This is a genomic window from Paenilisteria portnoyi (genome assembly GCF_014322795.1).
Classification (GTDB): domain Bacteria; phylum Bacillota; class Bacilli; order Lactobacillales; family Listeriaceae; genus Listeria_A; species Listeria_A portnoyi.
The window spans coordinates 138,469-163,333 of sequence record NZ_JAASTT010000004.1; the positions used below are offsets into that span (position 1 = coordinate 138,469).

Sequence of the window (24,865 nt, forward strand, 5' to 3'; positions counted from 1 at the left end):
TTTTATTTTTCACGTGGATCTTTTTCATGTTTTGCTAAATATATATTCCCTAGAATATCGGTTGTGTATTTGTTGAAAATACTTGTCTTTCTTGTTATCGTCTTTAGCCCAATTGCTTGTTTTTCATAATTTGGAATATCGATTGGTTTTACTTCTATCCGATTCTTCCCACTTTCATTCCTTGACCAAAAACGATATTTTTGAACGGTATTTTCATCACCAAACTCAATAATATCCCCGCGATATAAGGAAAATAAGAACTTATGATTTGCACCAATTTTTTCAGCCTTAAGTAATTTCCCATATACTTCTTGATTAATACTATAGCCCTCTCGACTGCCAAAATCAAAAGCCGCATACTTTACTCCAACTACATCAAATTGCTTCTTCTCTTCATCAAAAAAGACATCTGCTCGATACGGCGCGATTGACAACAATACTACTTTTTTATCTTTAGGCACCGCTACTTTATTTTTGTCACTTACATCAATATGTTGCCCCAACGTACCGTCAATATACTTTAAATCATAGATTGCCGGCCCCGTCCCTTTCTTACTATATTTCTGAATAGCTCCATATTCTTTCTTATATGCTGCGAAAGGATTTTTAACATCTGGATAGGTGGTCATCACTTCTTCTAAAATCGCAAATGTTCGACGGTCATGCTGATACATCAAAAATTGCTCCTTATTTTTATCGTAACGCTTCTTAAATTGCGAGTATGAGGTATCATCGTATATATTCTTAATCTTTCCCACAACCATCTCTTTATTATCGACACTCCGCGTAGAATAGATTGTCGCATCGCTTATTTTACGATTTGACTTCTTACTAACCATATGCGAATACTTAATTTTCGCCTTTATATTTTGAAGCTGGTTTTTAAAATTATCCACTGGCGGAGCGCTGGTCAACTCCAAGAATTCTTCTTCCTTGAGTTTTGGTAAAATTTCTCCTGTCTCCATATCAACTGCATATCCGGCTTGCGTCACAGTATAAAATGATGCTTTTTCCCACAGTTTCATTCGATCCGTTGCCGCAATCACCAGAGCGTCCAATGCATGGTGTGAATAGCTCTCATTTCGGTCCTTGTGAATATTCCATTTGCGTCTTTGTTGTGCCGTAAATTTCCCACGAACAACTTTTACTTTTGTATTGCGTCCATGAGCCTCAAAGAAATCCTCCAAGCTATTCAAAACCACTCGCGAAGCATAGCGTGTATCGACTAGATTGCGCGCTATGAAACCACGGCGAACTTCCCACTTATTAATGTCATCTTCCATTAGCAATAATTCTTTTTTGGTCCGGCTAATCGTTCCTCTTCCATCCTTGTATAACTCCAGAACAAACTGTTTAAATTGCAGGAATTCCCATCCCCCACTTTTGTTTTTGTAGTATTGAAATGGTGAACGCTGGCCTTTCTGTTGGTTTTCATCTTTATAGCAAAGCACTTTATTATTTAAGCCGTCATCAAGAGATATGGATTGCGGAATAACATGATCGATTTCAAAGAGACTAGGCTTCTGCACTAAATCGACAACAGAAATAGTTTTTCCACTATAAATACAGCGCTGTTGCTGCTGGTACCATAATCGTAATTTCGTCGCCAGTTCTTTATGATTATGAAAAACACTTTCCTTGAAACTATAATCCATTTGCGCTCGCATTATCGCATTTTTCTTTTCATCTTCATTTTTCTTTTGCATTTTTTGCAGCTCTTTTTTCTCTTCATCACTTGAAATATAGTCACGTGGTAATTCGACTACAATAGATGAGAATTCACCGTATGTTTTTAAAGTTTTGTTTACGATGTTTAAAGATTGGCGAATGGAACGCTTCGCAATAGGGTTATAAATATCTTCCAAAATTTTTTCCACAGGGATGTACTTATGATCCGCAAAATGCGCTTTCTTATCTTGATGAAGACCGCGTTCATGAATAATCTGCATCTGATTTTTCGAGGTAGCATACAATTCTGGAATCATTTCATTCATCGCTTTTAACGAGAGTGCGTGCCATTTGGTAGAGAAGCTCCCTTTCTTTTTCAACGCAATACAAACTTCCATCATTTCCTCGCTTATTTCAAGCCCACCATCTTTTATTTGATTGCGAATTTCAGATGCTTCTGTATTTAATGTCAAAATGTGCGCTAATTTATCATACGTTTCTCGCGAGAGCTGTTGATCCACGATTCCAGCTGTTAGTGCTGCTTTTTGGATTTTACGATATATCTCAAATGTATGGAATTCCGGCTTTTCTTTTTTATCAATCCGATACCCTTTTATGTCGCTTTCAGGGCAGCTAGCAACTTTCGCAATTAGTTTCATCATTTTTGCAGATCCAAAATCTTTACTGTCTAAAACTTCAGAAATAATCTCTTCTTTTTGCTCCTTATTTAACCGTTCATCTTCCAAACTACTGATTCGTAGGTTATTCAAATCGTTCAACACATTGAATTCTTGCGCAGTGTAAGAAGCTCTTGCTGCTCGTAATTCCTCTGGGTAAACACTGCACTTTCCAATCAGTATTTCAAAAAGATTTTTCAATGTCGTTCCATCTGTTTTAAAACGTCCATAGTCTGTTCTGGAGTTCTCACTACCCGGTCCGTCATAATATTTCCGCTTGCCAGTCAAGATACTCGTATATTCTTGCCGAAATTCCGCATTCAATTTCGGATAAAATTCAGCTTGCTTAGCTATGATTGTTCGCGCTTCCATTTCGTATGCTGATGTCGTGAAAATATTAACAAGAGTCTGTGATGTTTCTGCGCCATCCTCGCTAGGAACTTCGATAAGCCCCCGTACTTTTCCATATGTCAGAAAACGTTCCAACTGAATTTCACACGGATGCTGTTCTTTTAATAAATCTGCATTAATTTTCAAATTGCCTTTTACTTCGCTCTCATCAACATCATCCAGGTAAGAAATTCCACGACGCTTCGCTAAGTGAAACAGCGCGACATACAATTCTTCTGGACTGAGACGTTCTTGCAAACCCTTCACCCTCAGTGCATAAGGATTATAATCATCACGAATAATCGGTTCCTTTATTCCTGCACCAACTAGCAATTTAGCAATCCGCTCACGACGATGTTTTTTTCTTCTAGTTAGGCGCCTTGCTCCTCTTGCATCTCTACGCTCTTCATTTTGCGACGCTGCTGCACTATTAAATAAACGTACCCCTGCATCAACAATTTCTCCATTGCTACCATCAATAATTCCCCAACCCACTGAAGCGATACCAATATCTAATCCTAATATTAAATCTGCCATATGTAAGTTCTCCTTATTCCGTTAATTTTTAACTGCCATTCATCCTGTTAATTGTATCACATTTGAATCTATTTCACCATAATATTCCTTGTAGTATATTAAAATCCATAAAAAAAGCCGCCATCTTTTTCAAAATAGTAGCTTCGCCGAACTAGTATACTTCTTTCACACTCCGATAAATAAAATATCCCTTATCCTTCGCAACCACTTCCACATTCCCGAAAACCTCTTCCATTTTCGCAGCAGCAGAAGGTCCGCCTTGTTTTTTCTGAATCACAATCCATAAGCTTCCACCAGTTTTCAATCGCTCGAAGCTTCCAGACAGAATCTCATGAACTATTTTTTTGCCTGCACGAATGGGAGGATTACTAATAATATCCGTATAATCGCGATCTACCACGCCGTCATACACCGAGCTCTCAAACACACGAACATTCGCCAAGCCATTATTCGCCGCATTCTCTGCTGATAGTTCCAAAGCGCGGTCGTTCACATCAATCATATCAATTCGCGCCTCGGGATAACTCTTCGCAAAAGCAAGACCAATTGGACCATAGCCGCAACCAACATCGAGCATTTTTCCAGATGGATTACTTGCTTCAAAACTCTCGATCAAGAGACGCGAACCGAAATCAACCGTTGTTTTGGAGAAAACGCCAGAGTCGCTGATGAATTTGATTGAGTTTCCTCGTAGTTCGAAACTCCAGGTTTTGCGATTATGATTGAGATCGCTATTTTTCGTATAATAGTGTTTGTTGCTCATATTTCTGCCACCTTTCTATGTATAAAAAAACGAAGAGCGCCAAGATCAGCGTAAGGCTAATTTGGTGCTCTCCGTGTCTAGTTCCATACGCTAGCCTCTCGGAAATTTGTTGTGGTTCTTTGGAAGCGTTTTGTGATTCCTTAGAACCTCAATATGAGTTGTGGATGAAATGAACATTCAATCATTACTCTAACAAATTCTGTCAAGGCTGACGGGCACGTTCAACTTTTCTTACTTAACAGCTACGTTAGCGCCAACTTCTTCAAGTTTAGCAACGATTTCGTCTGCTTCTTCTTTAGTAACGCCTTCTTTAAGAGCTTTAGGAGCGTTATCTACAACTTCTTTAGCTTCTTTCAAGCCAAGACCAGTGATTTCACGAACCACTTTGATAACTTTGATTTTTTGATCTCCAGCAGAAGCTAGTTCTACTGTGAATTCAGTTTGCTCTTCAGCAGCAGCGCCACCAGCAGCAGCACCAGCAGCTACAGGAGCAGCAGCAGTTACGCCAAATTCTTCTTCGATTGCTTTTACTAAGTCATTTAATTCTAGTACAGTTGCTTCTTTTACGGAAGCAATGATTTCTTCAATGTTTAAAGCCATTTTGAAATTCCTCCATTATAATATAATTTTTTCGGTCTATGCCGATTTGGTTGTTGGTGAAAATTCACCGGGTTGAAAATTAAGCGCCTTGTTCTTCTTTTTGAGTTGCAACAGCTTTTGTTGCAAGTGCCAAGTTACGAACTGGAGCTTGAAGTACGCTAAGCAGCATAGAAAGTAGGCCTTCGCGTGATGGTAGAGAAGCAAGAGCTTTAACATCTTCAACAGAAGATACTTTACCTTCGATGATACCAGCTTTAATTTCTAGTGCTTCATGTTTCTCTGCAAATTCATTAATGATTTTAGCAGGAGCAACAACGTCTTCATTACTGAAAGCGATAGCGCTAGGACCTGTCAATACTTCGTTCAAGCCTTCCAAGCCAGCAGCTTCAGCAGCACGACGCATTAACGAGTTCTTGTATACTTTAAAATCAATACCAGCTTCACGTAATTGTTTACGTAATTCGGTGATTTCAGCAACTGTTAAACCGCGATAGTCAACGATTACTGTAGAAGCACTGTCTTTGAATTTCGTAGTGATTTCATTAACAGCACCTTGTTTCAATTCTAAAATTGTACTCATCTTTGTTTTCCACCTCCATCATGATTGTTTTAAGCCGAAAAAACGACTCAAAGCATATAAGAAACCCCTCACACCGTAGACGTGAGGGGTTCACAAGTCAGCTTCACAATGGAACTAACTTTACAAAATCCTCGGCGGGCGAATTTAAGCGTACAAGACGCGCCTGCTGTCTACGGTTAGGATATTCTGTTTTGTTTCGACTTTGTTATTCTACCAAAATAGCACAACGCCGTCAAGTTCATTTCTAAGAAAAACTTAGAATGAAGATGGATCTACTTTGACACCAGGACCAAATGTAGTTGTAACGGTTACGTTTTTTACATATACTCCTTTAGCCGCAGCAGGTTTCGCTTTTTGAAGAACATCGTTAATAGTACGGAAGTTCTCAACCAGCTTAGCAGCATCAAATGATACTTTACCAATCGCAGTGTGGACATTACCAGACTTGTCAACGCGGTATTCTACTTTACCAGCTTTGATTTCGTTCACTGCTTTTGTTACGTCCATTGTTACTGTTCCTGTTTTAGGGTTTGGCATTAAACCTTTTGGTCCTAAGACACGGCCTAATTTACCAACTTCACCCATCATATCAGGTGTTGCAACGATAACGTCAAAATCAAACCAACCTTGATTAATTTTAGTTACGTAATCGCCTTCTCCAACGAAATCAGCGCCAGCAGCCTCAGCTTCTTTTGCTTTTTCGCCTTTCGCAAATACTAATACGCGTTGTGTTTTACCTGTTCCATTCGGAAGTACAACAGCGCCGCGGATTTGTTGATCTGCTTTTTTAGGGTCAACGCCTAAACGAAATGCTACTTCAACAGTTGCATCGAATTTAGCGAAGTCTGCTTTTTGAGCAAGTTCGACAGCTTCTTCAACGGAATAAGCTTTCTCAGTATCGATAAGCTTTACAGCATCTTGATACTTTTTACCTTTCTTAGCCATTCTTTTTTCCTCCTATTCTGTGGTTATATCGGAATTTCCTCCCACGTAAATCAGACCGAAATCTGATTTGAAATAAGAAAAGATGAACGTATTACTCTAATATGATAAACGGTTCGACCCGCTTCGTTCAGTTGTTCTTTTTCTTATTCCTGATACGCGTAATACATGATTGGTATTAGTCTTCGATCGTAATACCCATGCTGCGCGCAGTACCTTCAACCATACGCATTGCAGATTCAACACTTGCTGCGTTTAGATCTGGCATTTTTAGTTCAGCGATTTCTTGTACTTGAGCACGTTTCACAACCGCAACTTTATTACGGTTCGGTTCACCTGATCCTTTTTCAACTTTAGCTGCTTTTTTAAGCAAGACTGCTGCTGGCGGAGTTTTAGTGATGAATGTGAAAGAACGATCTTCATACACAGAAATCACAACAGGAATAATTAGACCAGCTTGATCGCTTGTGCGCGCATTGAATTCCTTACAGAATCCCATAATGTTAACACCCGCTTGACCTAGTGCTGGACCAACTGGTGGAGCTGGATTAGCTTTACCTGCTGGAATTTGCAATTTTACCTCTTTGATTACTTTTTTAGCCACGAGACACACCTCCTTAAGTCCGTGATGTGGTTTAATGGGGTTAATCATTTCCCCTCCCACGTTAAAAAGTACAAATTGTACCTCATATAGAATAACACTAAGCGCGAGGGATTGCAAGATTTTTTTGTGTTTTTTCAAATCCTTCGCAATATAAAAAGTCAGCATGCTTTTATGCTGACTTCAGACTTCTCACTCTTCAGACCAAATCATCGTTTCTAAATCATTCCATTCAGATAATGACCCCGCTTCATTTGCCAGTTGAATCGCGTTGTTCAAGCGTTTCTGTGATTCTTTCTTAAAATCAGGAGCAGCAAAGCCAGCATATTCATTTTCATTAAAATAGGACAACATCTGCGTGTCTAGCGCCCCTTCTAAGTACATTTCTGATTTGCTCACTGTGGAATTCATAAAGGCAGCTGTTCCCTTATCAGCAAATCCTATAAATACTATTGGAAGGTCCAGATTTTTCAAAAAGGCTCGTAATTTTTCTATATCTACATTCTTAAAAAAATCTGCAGTAATAAACAAGGCATCATACTTTTCTATCTTTTGCTTACTACTCTCACCAAACTTTAAGTAATCATAATCAAAGTATGCCGAGTTCGAAACATCACTACCCAAAACTGCAATATCTGTTTTCGGCAAATTCGTCTCTGCAGATGCTTCTATAGGTTTTTCGGTTGCCGCATTTGGAACAACCATCAAAATAAGACATACCAAAATACATAGTTTAAATACTCGGAAGTAACTCTTCTTCATTCAAACCCCTCCAAAAATTTACTGGGCATAAAAGTGTCCATATGTATAAACATATTTATACGCTGCGGATGCCTTTGAAACTGTATGACTAATGGAAGCTACTGACCCAACATTGAGTGTGACTGATGTCGATGTACTGGTAGTACCCTTATCATAAAAATCTCCGTTAATACTCCAATACACATTGTTTTTGTTGATAAATTTCACCGTGAATTTACCACTAAATTGTTTGGTTACCCCCATCCATGAACGTACCAAATTATAATCAATCACTTTATTAAATTGTCTAAATGAACCTTGCGACCACATTTGCACGTAAACATCCACCTTAGGCTTCCATAGTCCGCCTATACTCACCTCTTTGGTTAGATGTTTGTAGGAATACGGTGAAGCCTTTAACAGTCTAACGCTCCCAGTTTCCGGCGTAATAACCTCCGTTACATCACTCTCGTTTACATTCTCTCTCTTTGCAATGGCTTGAACCATTTCATTGTAAGTAACTGTTTCAACAACTGCCCCGTCCTCCGTTACAAACTCATCTTGAGCCCAGTCAACATTTCCTAAGTCAGTATTTTGTTCAACGCCAACCTCATCACTTACCTCTGCCGCACCTACTTGTATTGGTGAAATAAACAAACCCAAAACTAATAACAATGCAAGATACCCTTTTTTCATAAATATCATCTCCACTCTTATGTAGTAAGCGCTCACTTAAGTTCACCTTATCACAAGGGAAGTAAAAAAACAACATATATTACAAAATAGTTGAATGGATTTAAATTACGTTATTAACAGTTATCTCTGTGAGTACTGCTATTTCAAAATAATTTGATTCAGCAAGCAAAAGTTACATTTCTACCTCGCTATAATATTGTAATTAAAACTACATTTCTATAAACTTCTCCAGCACTTCTAAAAAAACACTGTATAGGTTATCGCTTTTTCATTCACAATTAACAGCACAAATATCCATCGCTATTATTGATAATAACTTTTCTCGCACATCCTCCACTTGATATATTCTTTTAGACCCCATCTAATTTACCATTTGCTTCTTTGTCCAGCTAACCTTTAAAACTTCTTTGTAATAAATGTTCCAGTCTCAAAATCATACGTAACGTTCTTTTCAGTGCGCCACATGTTGAGATATTCCGTGTAATGTAGCGCGGCTTTCGCTGCCCAATCGTTATCCATCGTCGCTAGAAGCCTGATCGTTTCTTCAAACGCTACTTTCCTAGTGTCGCCTTGTAAATCGTCTTCGTTTTTGCGAATGTAGCTGAGGTCGCGGTGTTTTAATTCATATTCTAAACCCATTCGAAAAGCTAGATGGAGAAAAACTTCATATTTAAAGGTGTCGAAATCCTGCGTTTTAAACAAACTAAGCCTTTCACCGCGTTCGTCGCCGTATAAAAGGTAGCCGTCCACGTCATTCCAATCCATGCAAAGCTCTCCAAATCCGCCTGAACTTTTGAAGTAGAGGTGAAAATCAATATCATAAAGCGATGCGATGCTTTTTAGTTGTAGGTAGATTGACTTGGCGTATTCCTCATTGACCGACATTCGCGAAAACCTCCTTTAGACAAAGAAAGACCTGGACGCGTTTGATCCAAGTCTCTCTTGATTATTTTTTTAATGCGCGCCATATGATGGAACCGCAAATAAACATTGCGATAATTCCGATGACTACGATAAGAGCTGAAACAATGGCAGCAGTTAGACTGAAACTCATTTGTTTTACAGTCTTTCGATTTGGTCGAAATCAACTTCAACCGGTGTTTCGCGTCCGAACATGTTAACCATGACTTTCGCTTTTGCTTTATCGTTGTCGATTTCTTCTACTTTACCGGAGAATTCAGCAAATGGCCCTTCTTTGACCATCACTGTTTCGCCAAGCTCGAAGTCCGCTTCTTGACGTCGTTCGTTCATGCCCATGCTCTTCAGAATCCGATCTGCTTCTTCTGGAAGTAGGGCTGTCGGTTTTGAGCCAGCCCCTGCTGAACCAACGAAACCAGTTACCCCCGGCGTGTTTCGGACCACATACCAAGAGTCATCCGTCATAATAATTTCAACTAACACGTAACCCGGAAAAACTTTACGCTTCAATGTTTTTGTTTTACCGTTCTTCACTTCCGTTTCTTCTTCTTCGGGAACCATAACGCGGAAAATTTTGTCCGACATCCCCATTGATTCCACACGTTTCTCAAGGTTTGCTTTGACTTTATTTTCATAGCCAGAATAAGTGTGTACAACATACCAACTTTTATCCATTTGTCTCATTTGACCGCCACCAAATTGGGGTCATCCTCCTTTTGATATTAATTTCAGATACAAAAACTATCCAAAATAAAAAACCCGAAAAACGTCTCGGGTTCTATCTCAATAATTGTATTATAGCATTCTTTGTTAAAAAAGCCTAGTATTATAGCATAAACTGAATAAGCATCTCGATTAAAAAGTCCACAACCATGAAGAACACAGCCATACAAGCTACGGCAATGATTACAGTGATTGTATACGTTCTTAACTCTTTACCAGTTGGCCATGTAACCTTGCTCATTTCAGACTTTACGTTACGGAAAAACCTTGAAACTGCTGACATCTTATACCCCTCCAAACCCACTATTTTGTTTCGCGATGAAGTGTATGCTTATTACAGTGTCTGCAAAATTTCTTCACTTCTAACCGTTCTGTTCGCGCTGTACCGCCGACACCAATGGAATAGTTTCGTGATCCACACTCTGAACAGGCAAGTGATGTTTTCTTTTTCATAATCACAATCAACTCCGCTTATTTCTATGCTTTTAGCGCCGAACTCTCCATTCAACACTTTACATCTATAATAATATACCATTAAATGCTGATTCGAGTCAAGACCGAAAAAAATGCCTACATCATCCTGATTTGGTGATCAACCTCTCCACAGAATCACAATGACTCATCCACTTGCTTCATCATCTTTTTCTTTACCCGCTGAATCGCATTATCAATCGCTTTTTCTTTTTTATTAAAGTACGCGGCCATTTCTTGATAGCTTTTTCCTTCTAAATATTGATAGAGGACTTCTCGCTCGAACTCACTTGTTACTTTTTCCAGTTTTTTCGCAACGCCCGCTAAATTCTCATTCTGAATCAGGAAATCTTCTGGGGTCATAGCTTCTTTTTCTGAAATAACATCGAGTAGTGTCCAGTCAATCGCATCACCGTCTTCTACTGGTGTATCAATGGAAACCGAGCTATTGAGCGCATAATTCTTCTGACGCATCGAACGCTTCACCGCTGATAATATTTGCCGATTAATGCAAATCTCCGCAAACGAACGAAATGAAGCTTCCCGATCTTCTTTATAATCCCGAATCGCTTTGAACAGACCAATCATCCCCTCCTGAATCAGGTCATCACGCTCTGCCCCTTGCAAAAAATACTGTGTAGCTTTCCAATAAATGATAGACTGATATGCCTTAAAAAAATGTTCAATGGCCTCTGTATCGCCCGATCTAGCAAGCTGCAACATTTTCATCTCTGCTTGTTTACTGTCATTTGTTTTCAATGGAACTATCAGAAAGCCTCCTTTGTCACGCTTCGTACTTCCTTGTAAATCCCATTATACAAGGGTTAGCGAGCGCTAGTCAATGACTATTTTCGGCCTCTTCGTAGCTTTTCTAAGGCCTGAATTGTCTCAAAATCGATATTTAGACCTGTTTTAGGCTGATTTTCTTGGATTTGCTTCACTTTGCGGGTAACTTGATGGGCCATTTCCTTAATTTCAAAAACTAATTCACGCGCCGAAATCCGTAAAGCTCCTTGCCCAAAAATCGCCCATTGTTCCGTATAATCACTCGTCGCAACCATGACTTGCGTTTTGACATTTTTGTATTCGATTGCTTTTTGTTCAATATATTCGTCTGCCGTTTCATCTTCTTTTGTAAACACAATCTCAACTTTATTTTTCTTATATTTGCGTTCTTTAGCACGGACGTATTGAGCGTCAAACACAACAACCACTCGGTATCCAGTGTAACTCTGGTATTCCGCCATCCACTCCACCAGTTGATTGCGCGCTGACTCTAAATCTCCAGCTTTCAAACGCGCTAGTTCAGGCCATGCCCCAATAACATTGTACCCATCCACTAGCAAAACGCGATTCATCTCTATTCACCGAGCGGCAGACGTTTGCGATAAATCTCGTACATTAATACGCTCGCCGCGACCGATGCATTTAGCGAAGTTACCGCGCCACGCATTGGTAAATGGACAAGAAAATCACATTTTTCGCGAACAAGACGGCTCATTCCAAAACCTTCGCTACCAATCACTAAAGCAAGAGGCATATTCGCGTCCATCGTCCGGTAATCACTGCTACCACTCGCATCCGTACCAAAAATCCACAATCCACGCTTCTGCAAATCTTCCATTGTACGGGTAATATTCGTCACACGCACCACCGGAATATGCTCGATTGCACCCGTTGAAGCCTTCGCAACCGTTTGTGTCAGGCCAACCGCGCGTCGTTTCGGTATAATAATTCCGTGCGCCCCAACCGCATCCGCCGTACGCATGATAGATCCCAAATTATGCGGATCCTCCAACTCATCTAAAATCATGAAAAATGGCATTTCTGCGCGTTCTTCCGCCTTCGCAAACAGATCATCTAATTCTGCATACTGATAAGCCGCCACTTGCGCCGCTACCCCTTGATGCGAGCCCTCTACTAATTTATCGATTTTTGATTTCGGCACGATTTGCACTTGAATTTTGCGTTCCTTTGCCGCGCCAATAATCTGTTGCATACTTCCCTTTTGCGAACCTTCCGCGATGAGAATTTTATGGATATCACGCTCTGATTTCAATACTTCACTCACTGGATTTCGCCCAGCAATCCACTCTTGATCTTGCTCCATTTTGCCATTTCCTCCTTATTTTGCTTTAATAATTTCTGTCGCCAAATCCAGCCACTCGTTCAAGCGCTCCGATTCGCCACCCAAATATAAATAACCAATCACCGCTTCAAAAGCCGATGACAAACTGTATGTCTGCAAATCCGTATTTTTCGGCACACTATGAGACTTCGCATTCCGGCCGCGCTTTGCAATCCGGTCCTCTTCCTCCGTCAAAAAGCCATCCGCATACATCGCCTGTAAAATATAAGCCTGCGCTTTCGCCGAAACGTATTGCGTCGCCGTTTTGTGTAGCTGATTCGGCTTCGTCTTACCTTCCGCCAGCAGCAACTCGCGAATATGACGTTCATACACCGAGTCACCCATATAAGCAAGCGCCAGGCCATTTAGCTGTTTATAATCCTTCACAATCGCCATCCATTAACCCCTTTTCCAGCGCGTACCTTGAGCCGTATCTTCCAAAATAATCTGCTTTTCCTTCAACATATCACGAATCTCATCCGATCTCGCAAAATCACGCTCATTCCGCGCCTGAATCCGCTCCTCAATCAAATCCTCAACCTCTCCCTCCGTCAAACTATGATCCGCCGCATCCACATCCAACTTAAATCCAAGCACATCCGCGAACAACGTCATCATCCCTAAAAACTCACGCAAAACCGTAATCGAAATCCGCTCATTCGTCAAATAGATATTCGCCCGTTTTGCCAATTCGAAAAAGACCGATATCGCGTTCGCCGTATTAAAATCATCATCCATCTCGTCCTCAAACTGATGCATCAACTCCGTCAATTGCTCCAGCCAATCATCCTCTTCCGGCGTCCCAGAATAATCCTCTTCCGCCACCTGAATCCGATGATCCACATTTTGATACGCCGTCCGCAGCCGATCCAAACCATTTTCCGCATCCAGAAGCAACGCCTCACTATAAGAAATCGGTCGACGATAATGCACAGACAGCATGAAAAACCGCACCACATTCGCATTATGCTTTTCCAAAACCTCATGCAACGTAATAAAATTCCCCAGCGACTTCGACATTTTTTCTCCATCAATATTCATATAACCATTATGCATCCAGTAATTCGCAAACGGCTTGCCCGTAAGCGCCTCCGACTGCGCAATCTCATCCTCATGATGCGGGAAAATCAAATCTTGCCCACCCGCATGAATATCAATCGTGTCTCCAAGGTATTTACGAGCCATCGCCGAACATTCAATATGCCAGCCCGGACGCCCCGCTCCCCAAGGACTTTCCCACGAAATCTCACCAGGTTTAGCCGCCTTCCACAACGTGAAATCAAGCTGATCCTCCTTGCGATCATTCGCCTCCACACGAATCCCATGCTGCAATTCATCCAACGGTTGCTGCGACAATTTGCCATACTCCTTAAACCGCTTCGTACGGAAATACACGTCGCCCGCCGATTCATACGCATAATCCTTCTCAATCAGTGCATTAATAAACGCAATAATATCATCCATATCCTGCGTCACACGAGGGTGCACATTCGCATCCCGGACATTCAACTGATGCACATCCTCAAAATAAGCCCCAATAAAGCGCTCCGCAACCTCAGGCACCGTAAGCTCCAACTCATGCGCCGCGCGAATCAACTTATCATCCACATCCGTAAAATTCGACACAAAATTCACATCAAATCCGCGATATGTCAAATAACGACGCACCGTATCAAACACAATAATCGGCCGCGCATTCCCAATATGAATATAGTTATAAACAGTCGGCCCACAAACATACATCTTGATCTTCCCATCTTCCAGCGGCGTGAATGCCTCCTTCTCACGAGACAATGTATTAAAAATTTGCAAAGTCATTGTTCATCTTCTCCTTTTTGTGTATTATTTTTCAATTTCTCCAATGCCACTTCTATTTCAGAAAGCCTGCGCTTGAGATCCGCGACTTGCGGCTCCGTATGCTGCGTCACACGCCCATTCAAGCGCACCACTTTTGCAGGAACACCAACAACCGTTGCGCCCAGCGGTACATCCTTGATAACCACCGCACCAGCACCAACTTTAGCATTCTCACAAATCGTGATTGGCCCAAGAATTTTCGCGCCCGCCGAAATCAGCGCCCCATTTTTCACCGTAGGATGGCGTTTCCCCTTATGTTTCCCCGTTCCACCAAGCGTCACCCCATGAAAAAGTACCACATCATCGCCAATCTCCGCCGTTTCACCGATTACAATCCCAGCCCCATGATCGATAAATAAACGCCGTCCAATCGTTGCCCCCGGATGAATCTCCACATTCGTCAAAAACCGAGCCACCTGCGACAACCACTTCGAAAAAACAACCATCCCGTGCCTGTAAAAAAATTTCGCAAATCGATGCCACCAAATCGCGTGCAATCCCGGATAATTCAAAAACGCATCCACATACCCGCGCGCCGCCGGATCATTCTCCAACACCGACTTCATATCCTCTTTCATGCGACTAGCCATTGTAATCCCCCCTTATCTACTCCGAATTAAAACGCAAAAAAAGACCCCTCAACAGAGACGTCTTCACGTGGTTCCACTCTGATTCAGATTTAGCGGTCCATTCCTAGTAATCGGCGACAAGCGTTCGCATTGTTGGTACTGTTCGAAATGTAATGAGTTACAGTACCAATATAAGCGCGAACAAGGTGAGCGGTTAATCCACTCAAACGCTTTCGCTCGATTCGCGTGAAAACACCAGCCGGCGCTCCCTTCCTTTTAAAGAAGTCGGGCGTGCCATTCATATCTCACGTTAAGAACCTATCACTAAACCTATCTCAATTGAATAACGGTCAGTCACCGCTTTGCGATACTCCAATTTTCCCGCAAAGATTCCGAGATGCATTTCAGAATACGCGCGCTAAGCCACTTCCAGCCTTCGTAGCTCTCTCTATTAAGCCGCCATATTTCCTACTTCTTCTCATCAACATTTTAACTTATTAAGAGCCATTATACCACATAAGCACGCCCACCGTCATTAAAAATATCCCACTAAATCCTAGGAATAATTTTATACTGATCAATCAAAAAAACAGCATCACAAAGAATATCCAAATCCTCTTTATTATGACTCGTTAAAATAATCGTCTTTCCCCGTTTCTTCAAACCCAATAAAATAGCGCGCACCGTCTCCACACCAGAAATATCCAATCCATTAAAAGGCTCATCTAAAATCAATACCGACTGATCTTCCATAATGGCTTGTGCGATACTAATCTTTTGCTTCATACCAAGAGAGTAATTTTTCATTTTCTGTTTTAAATTAGGATCAAGATTCACTTGTCTCATTACCTCTTCAATTTTATCGTCAGAAATATCATTTTTGATACTTGCTAGTTCTTTTAAATTCTCAAATCCAGTCTTATTCGGAATATAACCTGGACGGTCAATGATGATACCGAAATCCTTAGGAAATCTGGCCTTACTATCCAAAAATCTCGAGTCAATCGAAACCTCACCTACATCTGGTTTAACAAACTGGCACATCATCTTGAACAGAACCGATTTCCCAGAACCATTTGGCCCCATAATACCGTAACACTTGCCTTCTTCAAACGCCACACTGACATCATCAAAAATCGTATACCCCTTAAATGTTTTCGATACATTCTTTAGCTCAATCAAACTCATCATCATATCTCCTCAAAATTTAATGTCCTTCTTTATTAATAGGCAAAGAATAATTATAAATTCCACAACTACATATATACCTAACTTCAACGTAATCATGAAAATATTGAGCCCTTCCACCAAATAACCTACCGAATTCAATCCAAAAGGCATCCAGTAACCTATATTAAAAATCGGCAAAACAAACGCCAAAATAATTCCCAATCCGGCTAAAGTATTGTTAATATTGCCCGCATACCAATAGATGATAAATAGCAATAACATATATACCAACACTTGAAGAAAACCATTGACCACTACTTGATACGAAATAGAAAAAGAAATCACATCCCATTTTCCATTCATTATAAAGTACGCCAAATAACTAACTACTAAAAGTCCTGACATTGTCCCAAAAACTAACACAACATACGGTCGAAAAAATTTGACGAACCACTTTATCAAACCTGTATGCCGAATTATTCGATAATATGTTTGTTTTTCAAATATTTCTTCCCAACGTAACAACATCAAATACAGCAAACCCAAGAACACAATCACATAATAAGAATATGACATCATTGTGAATCCCTCTTTTGAAACTCCCCAGAAAATCATCATCACATACTCATTTAATGAGCTAGCTTGAGAAATACCAGGAAATAAAAACAGGCCTAGCAAAACTAGTATTACATATAAAATAAATGGCACACATCTACTTGAAATACGAATCGATTTTCTATCAAATAACATCAGCAGAACCGTACAAGCCGTAACAACGCCTATCATGACGAGCAACGGAACTACCAAATGCGGATAACTAGCTACCGAATGATATAAAAACACATAGTTACTCAAATTAACAATTCCCCATGATGCGGGCAACAGTTTAAAACCGATTCCCATGTAAAGAAGAAGGAACAGCATTACACTCGAAATCACCCATTTCTTCTCAAAAAAAGCAAAGCAAGTCGCTAATACAAAAGCAGTAATTGAAAAAAATATCCAGTAAAATATCAATTGTCCCATTAGCGCTAGAAATGGATAATTAACAAATTCCATTAGTGAAAAAATAATCTCACCACTCCGAACAGAAGTGACGTCCACACGCCAATAAAGAGAAAAAACACTCGTCAATGACGTACTTATTCCTGCCAGTAACAAAAGAAACACCAAACAAACAGTATATACTTGCGAACGTCTCACAATATCCAACGCCCAGCTTAGACTACTTTCCCATCTGATAATATATTCTGGATATTTTTTAGTCAGAAGCATTTTATAAAACAAAAACAACCAAACGGGAAAAATAAAATAAAGAAACAAGTACGGATCACTTACAATCGTCACCACGGTCTCAAAAAAGCTTTCCATCTGTAGCAAGGGCAATATCAATCTAACATAATACGCGTAGGCAACCATCACCACGAAAATAACTATGTATTTCCACGTTAAAAAATCTTTCTGAATCTCCTTAAAAATTGTCATAACAAGCTATCCATTCTACTTACATTCTTATGAACATAAAGCACCATCCCCGTAACTACTGCCACAAGAATCACAAACGGAACAAATGGGTCCCAAAAGGAAAGTTGACCAATATTAAAAGGGAAAATCGCTATCATAGATGAATACTGTGGAAAGCCTAGCATAGCACAAACAAAATTCATAACTTCATAAACAACAAACGGAATAGAAATGCCTAGAAAAACATTATTTAAAATCAGCGTTAAGTAAAAAGTTACTAGCGACCACAATACACCGTTAATAGCTACCCAAATGGAGTAAACAAAACCATAAAAAAACGGCGAAACCCCAATAAGCTGCGTAAAAGCGTACTGATCAATTTGAGCTTTCAAAATATCAGCAGCTGTAAACAAATAAGAATTTTCAGGAACATACTTAATTATTCCCAAAATAGGTTCTATGTATACATAAAAAATAAAAGGTATAAACATCATTAGAAAAACAACACTAAAAACGAGGCACACATTTGTAATTATACTTATTTTAACAGTCTTTTTAATATCACGCCTTGTTCGAGTATAGACAATAAATCTTTTAGATAACTTTTCATGAAAATAAATAAGATATAAAAATGACACAATTAGAGGAAATAGTAATGCTAAAATCCCACCTACAGTATTGGCGTACACACTTAGCCAATCAGAATAATCATATTTTTTTAAATTTACAAAAGTATATATCATAGGAACAAAAATTAGTATCCCTGATATTATTATTATTTTTTTATCCAGACTTTTCTTCATCTCTGTTAAAATCAACTTCATTATTGTCTGCTCCCATCAGATTAAGAAAACTTATTGATATTATAATCAATAAGTTTTCATTCATATTATAATTATTAATTTGAACGCCAGCTACCGCTAGCCTGAACATTTACAGTGGTAGTAATATCATTACTAAATTGTAATCTCACATTAGTCCCTTTATTATGACTGTTGGATAATTGTCTTGTCGTAGCATTATTAACATCTCTCGACCAAGTTCCATTCGACCCCGAAGAAGTCGTTCTCACATCTACGTTATAATTCCCAGTTTTTAAAGAGTAAAGATCTGCTTTTGTACCCGCCGTTGTTTTTGCTTGATAGCCAGTATAACCGCTTCCATTAAGTTTCCCAACCGTGGTACTGTAGTTCACCTTAGTTGTTCCAGCATTTACAAAACCTGAAACAGTAAACACCCCTAGAAAACCAAGTACTAAAGTTGCTGCAATCATTTTCTTCATTGTTAATCTTCCCTATTCCTCTGTATTTATCTTTCATTAAAATAATACTATGTAATCTAATAAATGTCAATCGAATTCCATTAAAATGAATAAACAAGTCAAATAGACCATCTTTTTACTTCATTTCGCCAATTCAACAAGCGTATCCCCAGCAACCCGATACACCGTCCAATCCTCCATCGGCTCCGCGCCCATCGCCAAATAAAAATCAATGCTCGACTGATTCCAATCCAAGCACCACCATTCCAAACGGCCACACCCACGCTCCACCGCAATCTCCGCCAACCGCTTCAAAAACGCCTTCCCAAATCCCTTCCCGCGCACAGCTGGCCGAACATACAAGTCCTCCAAATAAATACCCGCTCGACCAAGAAATGTCGAAAAATTGTGGAAAAACAGCGTAAACCCAACCGCTTCCCCATCATATTCCCCAATAATAACCTCTGCCTTCGCCTTTTCAAAAAGCCATTCCCGCAGCAACTCTTCCGTAGCCACTACCTGATCCAGCATCTCCTCATATTCCGCCAATTCCCTAATAAACGCCAAAACAAGCGGCACATCTTCCTCCACCGCATACCTAAACTGCAATACCTTCTCCGTCATCTTCCTACCCCCAACGCTGATTTTCTATCCTTCTGAATATTCCTATTATACAACATTCCCAACCAATTCATCGAAAAAAAGACCTACCCACAAAAATGGATAAGCCTCTCTCAAAAATACTATTTAGCTTCCTTCAAACGATTTTCTAAACGGTTCACGACTTTTTCGCGTCCTAAAACTTCAATTGATTGCGGTAATTCCGGACCGTGCATCTCGCCAGTAACAGCAATACGAATTGGCATAAACAAACCCTTACCTTTCGCGCCTGTCGCTTTTTGCACACGTTTAATCGCAGCCTTCACTTCATCCGCAGCAAACGGCTCAATCGTCGCCATCTCTTCCTTAAACGCCGCTAGAACCTCAGGAACCTGCTCTCCCGCAAGAACTTCCTTCTCTTCCGCATCAAACGCCACGTCATCCGTAAAGAACATCGCCGAAAGTTCCACGATTTCCGCGCCATAACTCATTTGCTCGTGATAAAGCGCTACAAGTTTACGAACCCAAGCTAGCTCATCCGCGTCAGCCGTAGCCGAAACAACGCCTGCTTTCACTAAATGCGGTAAGCTCAAATTCACCACTTGATCCAAATCTAATTTCTTCACGTATTGGTTATTCACCCACGTCAACTTATGCGTATCAAACAACGCCGGCGATTTCGACAACCGCTTCGGATCGAAAATTTTGATAAACTCGTCTTTCGAGAAAATCTCCTCTTCGCCCTCCGGTGACCAACCAAGCATCGCCACAAAGTTAAACAACGCATCTGGTAAATAGCCTAAATCTTTATACTGCTCAATAAACTGAATAATCGACTCATCACGCTTACTCAATTTACGCTTGCTTTCATTCACAATCAGCGTCATATGTCCAAATACAGGCGGCTCCCAACCAAACGCTTCATAAATCATCAACTGCTTCGGCGTATTCGAAATATGATCGTCACCACGCAACACATGCGTCATTTCCATCAAATAATCATCAATCGCTACTGCAAAATTATACGTCGGAATTCCGTCTTTTTTCACGATAACAAAGTCACCAATACCATCTGATTCAAACGATACATCGCCTTTTACCATATCATTAAATGTATACGTCTTGCCCGGTTGTACCGCATAACGAATACTTGGCTCAAGACCTTGCGCCTCTTTCTCCGCGCGCTGTTCATTCGTTAAATGACGACATTTCCCGCTATAACGAGGCATCATGCTGTTCGCTTTTTGCTCCTCGCGCTCCGCTTCCAGCTCCTCAGCCGTACAATAACACTTATACGCCTTGCCTTCCGCCACAATTTGCTCAATCAGCGGGTTGTATAAATCTTGACGTTCACTTTGGCGATACGGACCATATTTACCGCCCTTATCCACGCCTTCATCCCAATCCATACCAAGCCACGCCAAATTCTCAAGCTGGCTCGACTCCCCGTTCTCGATGTTTCTTTTCAAATCCGTATCCTCAATGCGAATCACGAAATCCCCATCATTATGTCTTGCAAACAAATAATTAAATAACGCCGTACGCGCATTCCCAATATGCAAATGCCCCGTCGGACTTGGCGCATAACGAACGCGCACCTTTTTAGCTTCACTCATATTTACCACTCCTTTATTTTTCTAAAAGTACAACAGCAAGGCTTGCAATACCCTCGCCACGACCTGTAAATCCTAATTTTTCCGATGTCGTCGCCTTCACGTTCACCTGTTCTGGCGTCGCGTGCAAAAGCTCCGCAATTCGAACTTTCATCGCGTCCACATAAGGCGCCATCTTCGGTTTTTCCGCTATAATCGTGCAATCAATATTGCCCAACTTATAGCCATCCGCCTCAATCTCCGCCCAAACAACACGCAACAACTCCGCCGAATCCGCATCCTTATAAGCCATATCCGTATCCGGAAAAAAATGACCAATATCACGTTTACCAACAGCACCAATCACCGCGTCCGTCACCGTATGCAACAACACGTCCGCGTCACTGTGTCCCAGCAAACCTTTCTCATACGGAATCTCAATCCCGCCAATAATCAACTTGCGGCCTTCCACTAATTGGTGCACATCGTACCCTTGCCCCACTCGAATCATACCCGATTCCTCCATTTCTCCTGCAAAATCGCTTCCGCAAAAGCAACATCCTCAGGCGTCGTTACCTTGATATTATTGTAACTGCCCTCAACCATATGAACCGTCACACCAAGCCGTTCCACAAGACTCGCCTCATCCGTGCCAAGAAAATCCGCCTCGTGTGCAACCTTGTGTGCCCGTTTCAAAATCTCCGTCCGAAAAGCCTGCGGTGTCTGCACTTGCCATAACACCGAGCGATCAATCGTCTCTTCCACCATGCCATCACGCACCCGTTTCATCGTATCCTTCACAGGCATCCCACAAATCGTCGCGCCGTGCACAGCAATGTCATCCAACAACCGATCAATCATCCCCTGATCCACAAAAGGACGCGCCCCATCATGCACCAACACAACATCCGCCATTTGACCACATTCCGCGAGCCCCTTCGCCACACTATACTGCCGCTCCGAGCCTCCCATCACAATCAAAATCTCCTTTTCCACATGAAGCGCATCAATCATCGCCTGCACATACGCAAGCTCATCTTCCTTGACCACAACCACAATTCGGCAACAAGCATCATCCTCTAAAAACGTCCGAATCGTATGCAAAAACAAAACATGCCCCGAAAGTTCCAACCACATTTTATTCCGTCCCAATTCCATCCGTTTTCCCTGACCCGCGGCCAAAAGAATCAATTCATATTTCATCAAGCATTACTCCTAAAGTCCAAATTAAGCCGGTTTTGCAAAAATCATCCGACCAGCAGAAGTCTGCAACACACTCGTTACCTCCACCTGAATCGTATCATTAATAAACTTGCGACCATCCTCAACAACAATCATCGTTCCATCATCCAAGTAAGCCACACCTTGATTGTGCTCCTTACCATCCTTCACAACGAGAACCGTCATCTTCTCACCTGGTAACACGACAGGTTTCACCGCATTCGCCAAGTCATTAATATTTAAAACCGCGACATTCTGAAATTCACAAACTTTATTCAGATTATAATCATTCGTCACGACTTTTCCTTGCATCACTTTTGCCAATTTCACAAGCTTGCTATCCACTTCCGAAATCTCCTCAAAATCGCCCTCATACATCTCGACCTTGATCGATTCCTCTTTCTGCAATCGGTTCAAAATATCCAATCCACGACGACCACGCGTCCGCTTCAAAGTATCCGACGAATCCGCAATATGCTGCAACTCCGCCAAAACAAACAACGGAATCACAATCGTCCCATCAAGAAAACCCGTCGCTAAAATATCCGCAATACGACCATCGATAATCACACTCGTATCCAAAATCTTATACTCACGCGCTGCCGTAGCCTCATCCTTCACTTCTTCCGGCGTCTTCTTCTTCACACCACGAGTCGCAAAAAAATTGCCCCAGTCCGCACGCCTACTAATCCCCACCCGAAAGCCCAGATACCCAAGCACCAGCGTCAGAATTATCGGCACAACCGAATTCAAAAGTGGAATTTTTGTCTGCGTCAATGCATTTCCCGCAAAAAAAGCAAGCACTAAACCAATCATAAGCCCCAGACCGCCATAAATAATCACTGTGTTAGAAGTGCTCGTAAGCCCGTTTTCCAACCAGTTCAGAGCAGCAACAACATACTTCACCGCCCAAAAAGTAATAAGATAAAATATAAGTGCACCAACCAAAGCGTCTGTATAAGGATTATTAATGACAAAAATATCAGCTACACCAACAGCTTCCCAAAGTTCAGGCAAACTAATCACGCCGATCGTACCGCCAATAATCATAAAACAAATTCTAATGACCCATTTCAGCATTATCTCTCCTCCTTTCCCATCTTTTTAATTATGTTCATACCTCTTCATTCTACACTACTTAAAGGCTCTACGGCAATTAAAACGGGACTGTTTCAAACAAATAACAGCCCCACATCAAAATTATTTCGGCAACGCCTTGTTCAGCGCATCTCCAAGCGTCGTCACCCCAATAATACTAACATCTTTCGGAATCTTCCACTCCCCTTGATTATTCGCCGGAATGAAAATCCGTTTAAAGCCTAATTTCGCAGCCTCTTGCACACGCTGTTCAATCCGCGAAACCCGTCTAATCTCACCAGTCAAGCCAATCTCACCGATAAAACAGTCTGTACTTTTCGTAGGCTTATCATTATAACTCGACGCAATACTCACAGCCACCGCCAAATCAATCGCCGGCTCATCCAGCTTCACACCACCAGCCGCCTTCAAATAAGCATCCTGATTTTGCAACAACAATCCGACCCGCTTCTCAAGCACCGCCATAATCAGCGACACCTTATTGTGATCCATCCCCGTCGCCATCCGTTTCGCATTCCCGAACATCGTCGGCGAAATCAACGCCTGAATCTCAACTAGAATCGGCCGCGTGCCCTCCATCGAAACAACCACCGTCGAGCCCGAAGCCCCGTCCAGCCGTTCCTCTAAGAAAACCTCCGACGGATTCGCGACTTCCACTAACCCAATATCGCGCATTTCAAAAATCCCGATTTCATTCGTCGACCCAAACCGGTTCTTCACCGCCCGCAAAATTCGGTACGCATGATGGCGCTCGCCTTCAAAATAAAGCACCGTATCCACCATATGTTCGAGCATCCGAGGCCCAGCAATCGCGCCTTCCTTCGTCACATGCCCCACGATAAACACCGCAATATTGCCGCCCTTCGCGATCCGCATCAACTCCGCCGTACACTCCCGAACCTGCGACACACTTCCCGCCGCACTCGTCACATCCGGATGATACACCGTCTGAATCGAATCAATAATCACGAAATCCGGCTTCACATGCTGAATCGTCTGCTGAATCGCCTCCAAATTCGTCTCCGCATACACATACAAATTGTCCCCCGTCACAAGCAACCGTTCCGCCCGCAACTTCGTCTGTTTCACCGATTCCTCACCAGAAATATAAAGCACCCGTTTCCCCGTCGTCGTCAGTTGCGCCGAAACTTGTAACAACAACGTCGATTTCCCGATTCCCGGATCCCCACCAACGAGCACCATCGAGCCCTGCACAACTCCGCCGCCAAGCACCCGATTCAGCTCCGGCATCTGCGTCAAAAACCGCGGTTCATTGTCACTCGTAATTTTCGTAATAGGCACAGCCGCAGAAGGTTCCTCCGTATGCGTAAACGATGACCGTCCCTTTTTCGTCGGCTCAAGCATTTCCACCATCTGATTCCACGCCCCACAATTCGGGCATTTCCCCATCCATTTCGGCGACTCATATCCACATTCCTGACACATAAATTTCACACTACGCTTCGCTTTCGCCATGCTAAAAATCACCTTCCAATTTTCATATCTGTCCCTATTTTACCACACTTCCCGCCACAAAAATCACCCAACATCAAAATTCCATTTTCAAGCCTGATTCTCCCGTTTTCACGCAAAAAAAG

Annotated in this window: 28 protein-coding genes and 1 other annotated feature; all 28 genes read right to left on the reverse strand. The window is 41.6% G+C overall.

The window, feature by feature from the left end; all coding sequences use genetic code 11:
* Positions 1–2: 2 nt before the first annotated feature.
* The 28 genes from cas9 to radA all read right to left on the reverse strand — a co-directional run bounded on the left by cas9 (position 3) and on the right by radA (position 24,743).
* Positions 3–3,272, reverse strand: a complete 3,270-nt coding sequence (gene cas9, locus HCJ66_RS04655; protein WP_187132083.1) for a type II CRISPR RNA-guided endonuclease Cas9 — start codon at positions 3,270–3,272, stop codon at positions 3–5.
* A gap of 151 nt (positions 3,273–3,423) precedes the next feature.
* Complete coding sequence (locus HCJ66_RS04660; protein WP_187132084.1) at positions 3,424–4,035, reverse strand: class I SAM-dependent methyltransferase; 612 nt, start codon at positions 4,033–4,035, stop codon at positions 3,424–3,426.
* A 231-nt stretch (positions 4,036–4,266) separates the two neighbouring features.
* Positions 4,267–4,635, reverse strand: a complete 369-nt coding sequence (gene rplL / locus HCJ66_RS04665; RefSeq protein ID WP_036088149.1) for a 50S ribosomal protein L7/L12 — start codon at positions 4,633–4,635, stop codon at positions 4,267–4,269.
* Positions 4,636–4,714: 79 nt separating this feature from the next.
* On the reverse strand, positions 4,715–5,215 hold the full coding sequence (gene rplJ / locus HCJ66_RS04670) for a 50S ribosomal protein L10 (protein WP_187132085.1): 501 nt from the start codon (positions 5,213–5,215) through the stop codon (positions 4,715–4,717).
* A gap of 49 nt (positions 5,216–5,264) precedes the next feature.
* Positions 5,265–5,409, reverse strand: a sequence feature (ribosomal protein L10 leader region).
* Between the two features lie 61 nt (positions 5,410–5,470).
* The gene (rplA, locus tag HCJ66_RS04675; RefSeq protein WP_181677744.1) at positions 5,471–6,160 is read right to left on the reverse strand and encodes a 50S ribosomal protein L1; all 690 of its coding nucleotides are present in this window, start codon (positions 6,158–6,160) and stop codon (positions 5,471–5,473) included.
* A 175-nt stretch (positions 6,161–6,335) separates the two neighbouring features.
* Positions 6,336–6,761 carry a 50S ribosomal protein L11 gene (rplK, locus tag HCJ66_RS04680; protein ID WP_036060221.1) on the reverse strand — a complete coding sequence of 142 codons (426 nt, stop codon included), beginning with the start codon at positions 6,759–6,761 and terminating at the stop codon, positions 6,336–6,338.
* Between the two features lie 189 nt (positions 6,762–6,950).
* On the reverse strand, positions 6,951–7,520 hold the full coding sequence (locus tag HCJ66_RS04685; RefSeq protein ID WP_187132086.1) for a hypothetical protein: 570 nt from the start codon (positions 7,518–7,520) through the stop codon (positions 6,951–6,953).
* Positions 7,521–7,538: 18 nt separating this feature from the next.
* The gene (locus HCJ66_RS04690; protein WP_187132087.1) at positions 7,539–8,195 is read right to left on the reverse strand and encodes a hypothetical protein; all 657 of its coding nucleotides are present in this window, start codon (positions 8,193–8,195) and stop codon (positions 7,539–7,541) included.
* 396 nt (positions 8,196–8,591) lie between these two features.
* Positions 8,592–9,080 (reverse strand): Imm63 family immunity protein, encoded by a 489-nt coding sequence (locus HCJ66_RS04695; RefSeq protein ID WP_187132088.1) that lies wholly within the window; start codon positions 9,078–9,080, stop codon positions 8,592–8,594.
* Positions 9,081–9,254: 174 nt separating this feature from the next.
* Entirely contained in the window at positions 9,255–9,788 is a 534-nt protein-coding gene (gene nusG, locus HCJ66_RS04700) for a transcription termination/antitermination protein NusG (RefSeq protein ID WP_036094394.1), read from the reverse strand.
* A gap of 151 nt (positions 9,789–9,939) precedes the next feature.
* A complete protein-coding gene (gene secE, locus HCJ66_RS04705; RefSeq protein WP_036071365.1) occupies positions 9,940–10,119 on the reverse strand; it encodes a preprotein translocase subunit SecE in 180 nt (59 codons plus the stop codon).
* Between the two features lie 20 nt (positions 10,120–10,139).
* Positions 10,140–10,289: a 50S ribosomal protein L33 gene (gene rpmG / locus HCJ66_RS04710; RefSeq protein WP_077912489.1), complete on the reverse strand. Its 150-nt coding sequence runs from the start codon at positions 10,287–10,289 to the stop codon at positions 10,140–10,142.
* A gap of 156 nt (positions 10,290–10,445) precedes the next feature.
* Positions 10,446–11,066: an RNA polymerase factor sigma-70 gene (locus HCJ66_RS04715; RefSeq protein ID WP_281384387.1), complete on the reverse strand. Its 621-nt coding sequence runs from the start codon at positions 11,064–11,066 to the stop codon at positions 10,446–10,448.
* Positions 11,067–11,152: 86 nt separating this feature from the next.
* Positions 11,153–11,665 carry an NYN domain-containing protein gene (locus HCJ66_RS04720; protein ID WP_187132089.1) on the reverse strand — a complete coding sequence of 171 codons (513 nt, stop codon included), beginning with the start codon at positions 11,663–11,665 and terminating at the stop codon, positions 11,153–11,155.
* Positions 11,666–11,667: 2 nt separating this feature from the next.
* Positions 11,668–12,417 (reverse strand): 23S rRNA (guanosine(2251)-2'-O)-methyltransferase RlmB, encoded by a 750-nt coding sequence (rlmB, locus tag HCJ66_RS04725; RefSeq protein WP_187132090.1) that lies wholly within the window; start codon positions 12,415–12,417, stop codon positions 11,668–11,670.
* A 15-nt stretch (positions 12,418–12,432) separates the two neighbouring features.
* A complete protein-coding gene (locus HCJ66_RS04730) occupies positions 12,433–12,831 on the reverse strand; it encodes a Mini-ribonuclease 3 (RefSeq protein WP_181677740.1) in 399 nt (132 codons plus the stop codon).
* Positions 12,832–12,834: 3 nt separating this feature from the next.
* Positions 12,835–14,253, reverse strand: a complete 1,419-nt coding sequence (cysS, locus tag HCJ66_RS04735; RefSeq protein WP_187132091.1) for a cysteine--tRNA ligase — start codon at positions 14,251–14,253, stop codon at positions 12,835–12,837.
* The gene (cysE, locus tag HCJ66_RS04740; RefSeq protein WP_187132092.1) at positions 14,250–14,882 is read right to left on the reverse strand and encodes a serine O-acetyltransferase; all 633 of its coding nucleotides are present in this window, start codon (positions 14,880–14,882) and stop codon (positions 14,250–14,252) included. The genes cysS and cysE overlap by 4 nt, the downstream gene beginning before the upstream one ends.
* A gap of 528 nt (positions 14,883–15,410) precedes the next feature.
* Positions 15,411–16,049 (reverse strand): ABC transporter ATP-binding protein, encoded by a 639-nt coding sequence (locus tag HCJ66_RS04745; RefSeq protein WP_187132093.1) that lies wholly within the window; start codon positions 16,047–16,049, stop codon positions 15,411–15,413.
* 12 nt (positions 16,050–16,061) lie between these two features.
* Complete coding sequence (locus tag HCJ66_RS04750; RefSeq protein WP_187132094.1) at positions 16,062–17,516, reverse strand: hypothetical protein; 1,455 nt, start codon at positions 17,514–17,516, stop codon at positions 16,062–16,064.
* Positions 17,513–18,319: a hypothetical protein gene (locus HCJ66_RS04755; protein WP_187132095.1), complete on the reverse strand. Its 807-nt coding sequence runs from the start codon at positions 18,317–18,319 to the stop codon at positions 17,513–17,515. The genes HCJ66_RS04750 and HCJ66_RS04755 overlap by 4 nt, the downstream gene beginning before the upstream one ends.
* Positions 18,320–18,393: 74 nt before the next feature.
* A complete protein-coding gene (locus HCJ66_RS04760) occupies positions 18,394–18,777 on the reverse strand; it encodes a hypothetical protein (protein WP_187132096.1) in 384 nt (127 codons plus the stop codon).
* 120 nt (positions 18,778–18,897) lie between these two features.
* Entirely contained in the window at positions 18,898–19,380 is a 483-nt protein-coding gene (locus HCJ66_RS04765) for a GNAT family N-acetyltransferase (protein ID WP_187132097.1), read from the reverse strand.
* 119 nt (positions 19,381–19,499) lie between these two features.
* Entirely contained in the window at positions 19,500–20,972 is a 1,473-nt protein-coding gene (gene gltX, locus HCJ66_RS04770; protein WP_187132098.1) for a glutamate--tRNA ligase, read from the reverse strand.
* Positions 20,973–20,985: 13 nt separating this feature from the next.
* Positions 20,986–21,459: a 2-C-methyl-D-erythritol 2,4-cyclodiphosphate synthase gene (gene ispF / locus HCJ66_RS04775; protein WP_036060199.1), complete on the reverse strand. Its 474-nt coding sequence runs from the start codon at positions 21,457–21,459 to the stop codon at positions 20,986–20,988.
* Positions 21,456–22,151 carry a 2-C-methyl-D-erythritol 4-phosphate cytidylyltransferase gene (ispD, locus tag HCJ66_RS04780; protein WP_187132099.1) on the reverse strand — a complete coding sequence of 232 codons (696 nt, stop codon included), beginning with the start codon at positions 22,149–22,151 and terminating at the stop codon, positions 21,456–21,458. The genes ispF and ispD overlap by 4 nt, the downstream gene beginning before the upstream one ends.
* Before the next feature lie 24 nt (positions 22,152–22,175).
* Positions 22,176–23,249: a PIN/TRAM domain-containing protein gene (locus HCJ66_RS04785; protein ID WP_187132100.1), complete on the reverse strand. Its 1,074-nt coding sequence runs from the start codon at positions 23,247–23,249 to the stop codon at positions 22,176–22,178.
* A gap of 120 nt (positions 23,250–23,369) precedes the next feature.
* On the reverse strand, positions 23,370–24,743 hold the full coding sequence (radA, locus tag HCJ66_RS04790) for a DNA repair protein RadA (RefSeq protein ID WP_187132101.1): 1,374 nt from the start codon (positions 24,741–24,743) through the stop codon (positions 23,370–23,372).
* Positions 24,744–24,865 lie beyond the last annotated feature (122 nt).